Below are 12,303 nucleotides of genomic sequence, written 5' to 3'. Positions count from 1 at the left end.
TATTTCTTAATATCAAATGGACATAGAACCACATTTGAATCTGCAATTCATTTAGAAAAAGGATAATACGTCAATCTAGATATATGGTAAATCATTTGTCTTGATTAATATATTTACCTACTATAATTGCGGTAAGGATTACTAAATAGAATTGCCCCATCATACCAATCAAAATAGCTGCTTTTTGTGCTAATGAAGTTATAGGCACGATCTCACCATAACCAATAGTCATTAAAGTTATATAACTATAATACATTAACCGCTCGGTAAACAATTGTGGTTGATCAAATGTTGCGGCAAGTCCTTTAAAAGATCCTGGATAAGTCATTTCGATACTAAGGCAAATAAAAAAACTAATGAACCCTAATGATATATATCCACTAATTAATCCAAAAATTACATTCTTATTAACAACTTTGGCTTTTAAAATTTGTTTTATAATTTCTAAAGTAACAATACCGTAAAACAAAAAATAAGTTGTCATATTAAGAAAGGATAAAGATCTATTACTTTCATTATCTCCTAATCCTATTCCAAATATTATTCCTAAAACCATTAGTAATGCTATAAACAGCCACATTAATTTTCTCTTCTTAGAAATCAATAATATTCCTGCTCCTAAATTGGCAATAAACAATAATGGTGAGATAACGATTTCAAAAAAGTTTCCTGGCACAAAAAGAGATCCAAAAAGAATAGCAATTTGACTACTTAAAAAAAGCTCAAAACGATATAGATATAGTTTATCCAACATAATTCTTACCCTTTATAACAATTTGTTTTTATCATATTCATAATCTTATCAAAATGCATATCCTAATTTAAATCCGTAACGAAATGCTGGAAGTGTAATATTTGTTTTTTGATTAGCATTAATATTAAAATTAGCATTTATAACATCAAAAAAACCATATTCTTCTAATGCCTCAGATAAATCATCATAAAAAGCTTGTGGCACTGGTTCTTTTTCAACTAACTCAAATTCGCTATAACTAATTCCGGGTCCAAAAATCAAAAAATCAATAAAAAACCTTCTCTTAACTCTTAATTTATACCCTGCTTGAAATCCCGTAGCAATAGTCTGAATTTTTGCATCCATACGGATCGGAAATTCAATATCATCAGAATCGGTATACTCCCCATCAATATCACCTGTAGAATCCTGATATTTTGCATATATACCAATATAGAACCCAAATAATCCAGACTCCGTATTTTGAACATAATATCTAAATTCGGGAACAACTTTAAATCCTTCAAAGCTAAAGTCACGCGTAGAGAAACTTCCAAATCTAATTCCGGGAATTTCAAATAAACCCGAAGACCATTTATAGCTGGTCGTAAGACTTACCGAAAGTTTATCCACAATACTACGCTCATATTGTATCTGAAATGTTCCAAAGATTGGAGAAAAAGGATCTATTCCAATATGATTTTTTTTCTGTGCTTGAGCATTAATTATTGTGCATAATAGAACGTATATAATTAATACCTTTTTCATATTGTTTTTACTCTTTATTACTCCATCAATTTTTCATTAAATATGTATTCTTTATAATCTACTTTGTACAATACACTATACAGTGCAGGGATAAAAAGTAATGTTATCACTGTACCAAATAATAACCCTATCATAATACTTACAGCCATTCCTTCCCACATTTCACCTCCACTCAAATACAATGGTATAAGTCCTAATACAGTTGTAAAGGTAGCTAATAAAATAGGTCTAAAACGCTGTAGACAAGCTGCTATAACGGCATCATGCTCGGCTCGACCAAGATCATTTTGTTCTATTTCCATCCTGTCAATTAATACAATAGCATTATTGATCACTATTCCTGCAAGAGAAATAACTCCCAAAAACGGCATAAACCCAAAGGCTTCTCCAAAAGTGAGTAATCCTATTACCACACCTATAACCCCCAACGGGATAGTAAGTAATACCATTCCCATTTTTCTAAAAGAATTAAATTGAATGATGAGTAACAAAATAATAATAAATCCAGAAATAGGTAAATACCCAACTACTGATCCCATACTTTCTGCCGAGCTTTTTGCATCACCTCCAAATTCGTAAACATAACCCTGTGGCCATGTTTTTAATTGCTCATCCAACCAGGGTGTAATTTCTGCAGTAATTGCTGATGCATTTCCACTTTCTCTAAGTTCACTCGTAACATTAACTGTTCTTAATAAGTCAAATCGCTTAATTTTTGAATATTGCCATGCAGGGACTATTGAAGCTACTTGCAATAAAGGAATACTTTTTCCTGATCCTTGCGCATAAATATTTAATGTTTCTAGTGAAGCCAGTGATTGCTGTTGATTATTATCACTTCTCATTAAAATTGGTATGGATTTATCATCTTCACGATATTCTCCAGTTTGAAAACCATCTAATACGGTTTGAAGAGAAGTAGCAATATCTTCACTTGTAATTCCTGCGGTTTGTGCACGATTTTGATCAATTTGAATTAAGAATTTTTTACTCTTAGGCCCCCAATCATCTTTTACATTTTTAGTACCATTAATTTTTGAGAGTCGAAGCTTAACCTTCTCCGCAATCCTAGAAAGTTCATCTGGATTATTACCAGATACTTTTATTTCTATAGGAACTCCTCCACCTCCTGCTCCTAAAGGCCCTACTTTGATATCTGCATTTGGAAAATTATTAAAAGTAAATTTATCCAACTTTGCAATCATAGCGTTATTTTCATTAAACGAAGACGTATTTACCAAAATATGAGCATAATTAGAGTTGGCCTCATCGGGTGAGTACCCTAAGTCGTATGATTCTGGACCCTCTCCTATATAAGAAGACCAATCTACTATGCCTAACACTCGAGAATCATTAGTTTGTAACGAATCCGTCATATACTTTTCTATTTGTTTTACTATCTGCGTGGTTCTCTCTATTTTATTACCTTCTGGAAGGTTGATATCGATAGTTATCATATTACGATCACTATCCGGAAAAAAAACGAAGTCAACTTTGGTGAAACCATAAATGGAAATGAAAAACGCGATAAATATTCCAATAATCACTTTATACTTATTCGTTAACGCAATAAGTATTAAATCTTTATAATATTTTTTGAGTGTATTAATAACCCTATCAATAACACTAGGTTTTGACTCTCCTTGTGGTTTTACTTTAAGAAATAGATAGCAAAACATGGTTATCACTGTTAGAGCTATAATCCATGAGGATAATAATGCGATTGATATCACTACAAAAATAGGACCTACAATATCACCCATAGATGTTGGTGAGAGATAAAAAGCCAAAAATGCAGCAGAAGTTGTTAATGTAGAAATTAATAGTGGCATCCATAATTCTGAAAAAGCTTCGACAGATGCTTGTTTCTTATCTACACCTTGTTCTATTTTGACCATTATCGTTTCGGCCACTACGATGGCGTTATCGACCAACATCCCCAATGCCATAATTAAAGCCGCCAATGTCACTTGATTAAGCCCTATGTTCATAAGTCCCATAATCATGAGAGTCATGATAGTAACAATAGGGATTAGACTTGCAATCACAAATCCCGTTCTAATTCCTAAAAATATGAGCATTACTATTAATACAATACCAATGGATTGCATTAAATTGACTATAAAATCATTCACCTTAAAGTCAATATAAGAATCTAGAGAGGATACTCGAATCAACTCTAAACCAACCGGTAATCGCTTTTCCCATTTACTAATAACTTTATTTACTTCTTCACCCAAAGCAATTACGTTAGCGTTTTCTTTTAAGTTTACATGCAGTGAGATCGCATCTTTTCCATTAAGCCTTACTTTTTGAGTAGGTGGATCAATATATCCTTTTGCAATTTTTGTAATATCTCCTAACTTAACCAATTGAGAACCATCACCTACTGCAATTAACATATTTCGTATATCTGCTATAGAATTAAAATTCCCCGTAGGTTCAAGAATAATACGTTCATCTCCAACGTTTATCTGGCCTCCAGAGTTTAAAATATTTGTTACAGATATATTTTGTTGCAATTTTGAAGCAGATAAACCATATTCTTTTAATCTCGTGTTATCAAACTCAACAAAGATACGTTCTTCCTGAGCTCCTCCTATTTCTACTTTAGCGGCATCAGGTAGCTGTATTAAATCATCTTTAATGTCATCTACATATTCCTTCATTTCAGCATAAGAAAAACCATCTGATGTAAGCCCAACAACAATACCATAAACATCACCGATTCCGTCATCTTGCAAACTAGGATTAACTCCTTGAGGTAATCCTTGTATTGTATTAAGTTTTCTTCTTAATCGATCCCATACTGCCTGCATTTTCTCTTCACTAACTTCATCTTTTAAGGTAACATTAACTACAGATAAACCTGTTCTAGATGTACTATTTACTTCTTTTAGTTCGGGTAATTCTTGAGCTATTTTTTCAATTTTATCAGTAACTAACTGCTCTACTCGTTCTGGACTTGCTCCAGGAAATGAAGATACTACAGAAGCAACTCTAATGGTAAACGGAGGCATACTATCTCTTGATAGACTAAAATATGTAGAAATACCTAATAACAATATTGAAATCAATACTGTAAAAGTGATTCTGTTTTTTTCTATAGAAAACTTTGCTAGATTCATTTGGTTAGCTTGTTAAAGAGTTACTGTAATTTTACTTCTTGACCATCTAACAATGTTTGTAAACCAGCGGTCGCTATTTTTTGCCCAGCAGATAATCCAGATTTTATTTCAAACCCATCTGTTGTTAAATTACCTATTGTTACTTGTTGTTTCTTTACTTTTTTAAGTTCACCATTTTCTTCAATTACAAAAACAAAACGTCCATTGCTGTCTTCGCCTACAGCATTTGTAGGAACTATTAGCTGTTTATTTTTTAAATTTCTTTCTCCAAAATCGAAAGTAACATTTGCCGCCATACCACTTTTTATCTCATTACTAGGGTTACTAATTTTAACCGTAATTGGATACGTAGCCGTATTAACATCTGCTGCTGGCGAAACCTCTGTAACTTCTCCTAAAAAACTTTTCTCTGCAAGAGATGCAAAATCAATGTTTACCTTCATATTAGGACTTATACCATTAATTACACTCTCTGGAATACCTAAAGAAATCTCCATATCTGCTCCCGCATTTAAAACCGCCACAGATTGACCAATACTTATGTTTTCGTCAATTTCTGCCGTCACCGAGGCAATCGTTCCATCTTCTGGAGCGTATAAAAACCCATATCGAATTTGTTCCTGCTGAATGTCAACACCGCGTTTAGTCGATTCATAGCTTTCTTGAGCGGTTCTAAATGAATTTTTTGCAGCCTCAAAATCACTTAACGGTGAACTTCCTTTTTCATACAAAGATCTTATCCTATTTAAATTCAATTTAGACGTATTCATTTGGGATGCAGCACTATTTAATTGTGTAACTGCTTGCTCATATGCCAAACGTGATTGAACATTATCCAACTTCGCTAATAGTTCTCCTTTTTTAACTTTTTGCCCTAATTTTATATTAAACTCTGTAATAATACCTGTGTTTCTAAAACTTAGGGTAATAATTTTATCTGTTCTTGCAGTCCCACTAAAACTACGTACTTTTTCACCACCCAAAAAACCAACTTGTTCATACTTTACAGGGCGAATAAATTTTTCTTCCTGTTTTTCTTTTTCTCCACATGAACATAGTAGTACCACAGATATTAGAATGAGACATGATTTATTAATATATTTCATCTTAGTCGTATTTTTCGATTAGTTTTGTCTATTTAAAAATTCTAAAAAACGTTGTTTAAACTTAACATTATCTTCATCCGAATTGAGTAAAAAGTAATATCCTAAGGATCTCTCTAATTGTAACGAAGTAATCAAATAATTATAAGTAGCATTGGCTCGAGCCAGTTGTGCACTTAATAGGTTATTTTGTGCGTCAAGTAACTGCACGATGTTTACAGATCCATTAGAGTATAATGCTTGGGTAAGTTCTAAAGATTCTTCGGCTGTTTCTTCAGAAATTTTGGAAAGTTCGATATTTGATATTTGATTTACAATATCAAGTACTCCCGAACGAATATTGACAGCTATAGATAATTCGGTATTTTCCTTATTAATTTCTAATTGTTCTTTTTGAATTAGCGCTGTTTGACGGTTGATATTTGTACGATTTTGATTGAGTATTGGAATAGAAACATTTACACCTATGTTATAGTTATTATCCAACAATGTAAAACCTGCAGGAGCAGTACTTCCTTTCCCTGATCTATTAAATGTTTGGTTATATTGCCCCTGTAAAGCAACTGTTGGTATAAATCTACCAGGTCCATTTAATTTTATGTTACGCTCGGTAGCCTCAATATTGTACCCTAAAGATCTTAACTCAGGGGCGTTTTTTTCAGCCTCTTCAATAAGAAATTCTATAAAAGGTTCTCTAAGTGTCGGGTCATCTAACAATTCTGTAATCTCATTGTAATTATATTCTTTAAAAACCCCTTCATTCAACATTACATCTTCTACATCAATCTCTAATCCAATTGGATTATTAAGAACTTGATTTAATAATAAGAACCCCTGTTCTAATTGATTAATCGCCTCAACAGTTACTTGAGTGTTCTGTGCCATTTGACTTCGAAAACGTAAAAGATCAGATTTACCCGATTGTCCTGCTTCAAAATTTTGTTCCGCGATTTGAAGGTTCTTTTTTGTTAATTGTAGATTTTGAATCTGTACTTGTGTATTTGTTTTTAGAATTAACGTATTAAAATAAGCGTTAGAAGCATTGAAAATAAGATCTAACTCTGTTGAATTAAAAGTTTCTTCTTGTGCTTTCTGAAGCTTTTTTTGAATTGAAATATTCGCGTTAGCTGCTTCAGAAAAAAGAGTTTGCTGTAATGTTATGTTTCCTGTGGTAGAAAATTCAGGATTCTGTCCATTACTATTTTCAGCAGCATCTGGGTCAACATATGTTCCAGCACCTGATGCGGTAAGCGAAGGTAAATAATTACTTTTTGCCGTTTTCACATCTTGAGCAGTTAGTTCAATATCTTTCTGGCCCGATTGTAGGGATAAGTTATTTTTTAAGGCATCATTGATTACGGTAAGTAAGTTATATTGTTTCTCTGAAATCACATTTTTAAATTCACCAACAAAATCTGTTTGTGCTATCATGCTATATTTTATCGGAACCCCAACTGCTTCGGCAGTATTGTAATTAATTGTTAATCTCGGATTATACTCTATAAAAACTGGCATTTCAGCAAGAGGTGTGCCGTTAATATATCCTTCAACTGATAATGCTATACGCCGCATAAACTGACCCAAATTCTCTTCGGATTGAGTAGTAGCCATAAATCCTTTTTGAACATCACTTGCTCCATTAGTAGTAAAAGAGGGTAATTTTTTCTTAATAAAAGTTTGTGCTAGTTGCTCAATCTCTTTGTCTTTCAAAAAGAATCCTCCTGCCATATATACTGCATCAATATCATCCAGGTCACTGGTAATATCTTCAATATTTTCAAAAGGAATTAATTTATATGTAGCTAAAGATGTGCTAAATTGTTCATCAAAAACCTCTTTAAGTTCTAAAATATCTACAAAGGGTTTTTCTATTACAATTCCTATATTTTTAAAATTTGTTAATTCTTTAAAAGCTTTAAAATCTTCTTTGAAAGATTCTGATTCTATCAAGTAGGTAAAATTCTCAATCCCAGACTTTTTCTTCGTCAGATCTATATTATTAAAATCTTGGTTAACCGCTCCAAAAAGAATGGTAGGTTTTTTATGTATTGATTGACTATTGATTATTTTATTATTTACTACGCCAAAGGCTAGAATTATGTCAGTTTCGTTGGCTAGCAATTCGGTATAATTTTGCTTGGCTTTTTGTAAATCGAAATTGTTAATAAGGATACTATTATCCGAAAACACTATGGTAGCATCTTCGCCTACAACTGCTTTTATTTGATTTTTAAGTTGTAGAAGTAAAGGATCTAATTGTTCGGTTCTATTATCCAACAAAACACCTATATTATAAATTGGTTTTTGTGCAAATAATCCCATAGTTATACAAAAACAGAATATGAATATTTCTTTTTTCATTCGTCAATAATTATTTAATTGAGCCTACAGATAATTTTCTTGATATATAGATACTTAAACACACAATGCTGTTTCATTCAGGTTCTTAAAAAAGTTATTTTACTCTTTAATCCAGCCTCTCCTATTATAAACGCTAACTATAATTTTCTCAAAACTTTCTTTGTGTATTTTGAGTTGATCTTCGGTAAGGATTTCCTTTACATCTGCATCAAGACTGGTAATCATTTTTTTAAATTTTGTTTGAATTTCTTTTTCAGAAAGAGGTGAGTCTTTATCATCCAGGCGGCCAATTTTATTGGTATGATACCCAACAATCATGTAATAATCATCTCGAAGATTCTCTGAAAGTTTCATTTTATCTACTTGTTCTGCTACAAAAACTTGTAAATTATCTTTTTCGGTAGCAGTAAATATTTCTACTTTATTTGTTTCTCGCTCGAGTTGTTTTTGATTTTTGGTTTGTCCAAATGTGAATAGAACGGCCATGAATAATAGCCCTGTGATGGTGGTTTTCATAATTTGTGTGTTATTTTAAGATATAAGCCATTTTAAATGTAAGGCTTTTTAATAAATATATATTGAACTCAAAATTATTTATGAATTGTTCAATCTAAAAAAATAATGCTCCTTAAGTATTTACCCAGTTTTTAAAAGTCGTAGATTTTGCCTTACTCACAACTATTCGTTCCTTAGCAACTGGGGTTATATTCACTATCAATTTCCCATTAAAATATTGTTTAATATTCGAAATAGCATTTTTTTGAATTATGAATTGTCTATTGACTCTATAAAACACTTCAGGATCCAATTCGGCTTCTATATCCTCCAACTTTTTGTCTATAGTATAGGTCTTATTCTCTATGGTTATTGCCTTTACCGTTCCTATATCTATATAAAAATACATTATGTTTTCAGTTTTAATAGGTAATAACTCATCTCTATGATGAACCAAGTATGTGGCTTTATATTCTTTTTTATTAGCTTCGAGTAATTGCAACATTCCTGAGATTTGAGTATTTAAAGAACCTTCTCGACCTGAGGAGTTTTTAAATTTTTGAACTGCCTCAGATAATTCATCTTCATCGATTGGTTTTAGTAAATAATCTATACTATTTACTTTAAATGCTTTGATAGCATATTGATCAAACGCTGTGGTAAAAATAATTGGTGTATTTATGGTAACCTTTTCAAAAATTTCAAATGAGATACCATCTGCCAAATGAATATCCATAAAAATAAGTACCACCTCACTAGGTTTAGAAAAATATTCTATCGCAGATTTTACAGAATCCACAACTTGTAAAATCTCGATTGTATCATCTATTGAGTTTAGTAAAAATGTAAGATTATCACTTGCTGCTATTTCATCTTCGACTATTACTACTTTCATTTTCAATTAGTTTAAAGGTAATTTTACTCTAAATATATTATCGGTATTACTAATGTTAATATGTTGTTTTTTAAGCAAAAAATAGCGTTTGTCTAAATTTATTAAACCGTTGCCTGTACTATCAACAAAAGAAGTTCTAGGTTTTATTTCATTTTCGACAATTAAAAATTCAGATGTAGTATATACACTAACAACTAGTGGGTTATCTTCAGAGATTTCGTTATGTTTTACTGCATTTTCAACCAGTAATTGTAAGGCTAATGGTGGTAATTCATATTGTAAATATTTTGTCTCTATATCTATATTGATTACAAAGCGATCTCGATACCTCGTTTTTTGCATATGTACATAACTATTCAAAAACTTAAGTTCTTCTTTTAATGTAACCATATCTCTATCTCCACTCTGTAAAATATATCGATACATAAAAGATAATTTATTCACAAATGTGGTTGCTTCTTTGTTTTCTCTTACTATTGAATTTAAAGAGTTCAAAGAATTGAAAAGAAAATGAGGGTTGATTTGATTTTTGAGAGCAGTTAGTTCTTTTTGAAGGTTTTGTTGTTTTAATTTTTCTTGCTCTAAAAGATCCCTTTGGTGTATGATTTGAAACTTAAGAATACGAGCAATAAATAAAGTAACAATCAAAATTACAAAATAAACAAAGTACATTAATCCCGTTTCGGATTTGGATAATGTTTCCCCAACAATTTTTGGATACGTAAATACAAATAATTGTACCATACCAAAAAATAACATTACATTGAGAATAGTCGTTATGCTACTCCTAAATATTATAGAGTATTTCGAATATATATTTTTCAAATTCGAGTTTAGTTCTAGGCTCAGTAATGAAAGCATAAACAGAAGTAAAAAACGCACGATAATATCTCGTATAGAAACCTCTGTATATGAAGCCACTAATTTTTCAGTAATATTAAATAACAATAGTACCCTAGGTAGGCTGATAAGTGTGGCAATAAGCAGCGCTATTTTAAAATTTAGAGCATGTTTTACTTTTAATAAACCCAACGTAAATGTTCTTCTAATTAGTTCGTGATCTTTAAATTTACGCAAAATTGTATTGATAATAAAAGTATTAGATCTGTACATTTTTTCTGATTTAGTGAGAATGAAAAAAGAAACCTCCTTATTGGGGTTCGGAGGCCTCCTCAGTCAAAGTAGGTATCTCTAGAAATTAACCGCAATACGGGTTAAAATCTTGAGGTAAAAACCTATCTATTTCTACATCAATTACAATTTCTTCCTCTTCTTGGGTATCAAAAATATCTTTAGGTTCTATTGGTTTAGCTATTGTGAACTCAAAAACATCCTCATACTCAATTTCACGTCCTAATTCTTTTGCTATTAGCTTTTCTAACTCATTATGTATATTATATTTTTCATGCATTTTGTTCATTCTTTTTTGGTTATTTAGAATTCGCTCTTTACCAGCTGCGGTAAATAAAACTATTGATCCTAGAAGTGCTGTTCCTACAATTAAATTTGAAAATTTCATATTTATTCTATTTATCATTTTATTATGGATTGTAATAGTGTAATTGGCACAATAATTAAAAAAACCACCGAAGCTATTATTTCTACTTGCATTCGGTGGTCAAATCAACTAACCAATTATGAAAAAACTCTTACCTAGTAAGCTCTTTTGTTATTTTTTTGGAGAAATGCTTCGATGTAACTCCTATTGTTTCTGGATTATCGATTGATGTTGTTATCACCGATAGTAATTGTTGGTCTTCGGGTTGTGTAAGATCATAAACAACCGTCTCTAAAATGTATACTTTTCCTTTAGATGTAATTATCGTTATAGGGTCTGATTGCATATATACGGTGCCGTAATATCTGTAAAAGCCTCTATAATACCCTCGGTAATAAAATGGAAAAGTACTTACCTGGTATGAAACTCCTGTTGTTGTGGTTTCGGTATACTCTTGACAATTCTTTAAACTTGTTACAATTGCTACTTCAATTCCACTTTTTTTGATTTTTTCTTTTATCATATGCATCTCCTCTTCACTAACTTCATCGGTTGGATTGGATCCGGGAAAAACAACAAAACTTTCTACAGATTGATATCCTTGGTCATTTAGATTATTGACCAAATCTTTTTCAAATCTTGTTCTTAGCGTTTCGTTATCACTCCTACTAACCACCATAATATTTTTATTCTTTATATCTAGGGTTTTTACATCCTTCCAGGAATCTGTTACTTTCACCGCCGAACAACTAAATAGTATTGTGGTTAATAACATTAGGCTTACCAATTTGCTTGTCGTTTTCATAATTTCTATTCTTAATAGTTTTATTCATTTAGATGAACAAAAATGTATCATCATCGTTTTTATATCTCGTTAAAAACTCTTTAGGATTATTATATCTCTCTTTTTGTACGATACTATTCAAAATTTTATTTGATATGTTTTTTACTATCGATATTACATTTTTCATAATTTCTATCTTTTAATATTTTATTAGTTTCTAATTGCACTTCCAGCTCCTCTACCCCAAATTTTTAATTCGTTGTAAAACTTAATGTACCATTGCTGTAAACTTGTAATAGATTGTAAAAAGCTATTCTTTTTAGAAGTATCTATCACTTCATATTTTCTTTTGTGATTGTATACTATTCTTAAATTTGTAGTTTCCATATTGTTCTTTTTATTTTATTAATTATCAAAGAGTTTTTCTTTATTTTCTTATACAAATGTACTTCTGATTAGTAAGTGAAATCAGGACTTCTTTGGCGAAACGACCATAATCAATAGTGAAGTTTCCTAAAGATCAACTGAAGTGTATCTT

General features: G+C 31.2%; 11 protein-coding genes. All 11 read right to left on the bottom strand.

Annotated elements, in window-relative coordinates; genetic code table 11:
• Positions 1–91: 91 nt before the first annotated feature.
• Positions 92–754 (bottom strand): ion channel, encoded by a 663-nt coding sequence (locus tag DK508_RS11765; protein ID WP_109300956.1) that lies wholly within the window; start codon positions 752–754, stop codon positions 92–94.
• A 48-nt stretch (positions 755–802) separates the two neighbouring features.
• On the bottom strand, positions 803–1,501 hold the full coding sequence (locus DK508_RS11760) for a DUF3575 domain-containing protein (RefSeq protein ID WP_109300955.1): 699 nt from the start codon (positions 1,499–1,501) through the stop codon (positions 803–805).
• Between the two features lie 17 nt (positions 1,502–1,518).
• Positions 1,519–4,629: an efflux RND transporter permease subunit gene (locus tag DK508_RS11755; protein WP_109300954.1), complete on the bottom strand. Its 3,111-nt coding sequence runs from the start codon at positions 4,627–4,629 to the stop codon at positions 1,519–1,521.
• A 20-nt stretch (positions 4,630–4,649) separates the two neighbouring features.
• A complete protein-coding gene (locus tag DK508_RS11750; protein WP_235016391.1) occupies positions 4,650–5,735 on the bottom strand; it encodes an efflux RND transporter periplasmic adaptor subunit in 1,086 nt (361 codons plus the stop codon).
• A gap of 18 nt (positions 5,736–5,753) precedes the next feature.
• Positions 5,754–8,093 carry a TolC family protein gene (locus tag DK508_RS11745; RefSeq protein ID WP_109300953.1) on the bottom strand — a complete coding sequence of 780 codons (2,340 nt, stop codon included), beginning with the start codon at positions 8,091–8,093 and terminating at the stop codon, positions 5,754–5,756.
• 99 nt (positions 8,094–8,192) lie between these two features.
• Positions 8,193–8,609, bottom strand: a complete 417-nt coding sequence (locus DK508_RS11740) for a hypothetical protein (RefSeq protein WP_109300952.1) — start codon at positions 8,607–8,609, stop codon at positions 8,193–8,195.
• 112 nt (positions 8,610–8,721) lie between these two features.
• Positions 8,722–9,483 carry a LytTR family DNA-binding domain-containing protein gene (locus DK508_RS11735; protein WP_109300951.1) on the bottom strand — a complete coding sequence of 254 codons (762 nt, stop codon included), beginning with the start codon at positions 9,481–9,483 and terminating at the stop codon, positions 8,722–8,724.
• A gap of 6 nt (positions 9,484–9,489) precedes the next feature.
• Positions 9,490–10,596 carry a sensor histidine kinase gene (locus tag DK508_RS11730; RefSeq protein ID WP_109300950.1) on the bottom strand — a complete coding sequence of 369 codons (1,107 nt, stop codon included), beginning with the start codon at positions 10,594–10,596 and terminating at the stop codon, positions 9,490–9,492.
• A gap of 85 nt (positions 10,597–10,681) precedes the next feature.
• Entirely contained in the window at positions 10,682–11,002 is a 321-nt protein-coding gene (locus tag DK508_RS11725) for a hypothetical protein (RefSeq protein WP_160114670.1), read from the bottom strand.
• A 130-nt stretch (positions 11,003–11,132) separates the two neighbouring features.
• Positions 11,133–11,786 (bottom strand): hypothetical protein, encoded by a 654-nt coding sequence (locus tag DK508_RS11720; RefSeq protein WP_109300948.1) that lies wholly within the window; start codon positions 11,784–11,786, stop codon positions 11,133–11,135.
• A 189-nt stretch (positions 11,787–11,975) separates the two neighbouring features.
• Positions 11,976–12,152, bottom strand: a complete 177-nt coding sequence (locus tag DK508_RS21125; protein ID WP_160114669.1) for a hypothetical protein — start codon at positions 12,150–12,152, stop codon at positions 11,976–11,978.
• Positions 12,153–12,303: the final 151 nt, after the last annotated feature.

The organism is Aquimarina sp. AU474, assembly GCF_900312815.1.
GTDB lineage: Bacteria > Bacteroidota > Bacteroidia > Flavobacteriales > Flavobacteriaceae > Aquimarina.
The sequence above is the reverse complement of the archived record's forward strand: the minus strand, read 5'-3'. Positions and strand labels throughout refer to the sequence as shown.

Excerpts from the sequence above, each read along its gene's own strand:
- DK508_RS11755 (WP_109300954.1), bottom strand. The coding sequence starts at position 4,629 with ATGAATCTAGCAAAGTTTTCTATAGAAAAAAACAGAATCACTTTTACA.
- DK508_RS11725 (WP_160114670.1), bottom strand. The coding sequence starts at position 11,002 with ATGAAATTTTCAAATTTAATTGTAGGAACAGCACTTCTAGGATCAATA.
- DK508_RS11760 (WP_109300955.1), bottom strand. The coding sequence starts at position 1,501 with ATGAAAAAGGTATTAATTATATACGTTCTATTATGCACAATAATTAAT.
- DK508_RS11765 (WP_109300956.1), bottom strand. The coding sequence starts at position 754 with ATGTTGGATAAACTATATCTATATCGTTTTGAGCTTTTTTTAAGTAGT.
- DK508_RS11750 (WP_235016391.1), bottom strand. The coding sequence starts at position 5,735 with ATGAAATATATTAATAAATCATGTCTCATTCTAATATCTGTGGTACTA.
- DK508_RS11730 (WP_109300950.1), bottom strand. The coding sequence starts at position 10,596 with ATGTACAGATCTAATACTTTTATTATCAATACAATTTTGCGTAAATTT.
- DK508_RS11740 (WP_109300952.1), bottom strand. The coding sequence starts at position 8,609 with ATGAAAACCACCATCACAGGGCTATTATTCATGGCCGTTCTATTCACA.
- DK508_RS11745 (WP_109300953.1), bottom strand. The coding sequence starts at position 8,093 with ATGAAAAAAGAAATATTCATATTCTGTTTTTGTATAACTATGGGATTA.
- DK508_RS11720 (WP_109300948.1), bottom strand. The coding sequence starts at position 11,786 with ATGAAAACGACAAGCAAATTGGTAAGCCTAATGTTATTAACCACAATA.
- DK508_RS11735 (WP_109300951.1), bottom strand. The coding sequence starts at position 9,483 with ATGAAAGTAGTAATAGTCGAAGATGAAATAGCAGCAAGTGATAATCTT.
- DK508_RS21125 (WP_160114669.1), bottom strand. The coding sequence starts at position 12,152 with ATGGAAACTACAAATTTAAGAATAGTATACAATCACAAAAGAAAATAT.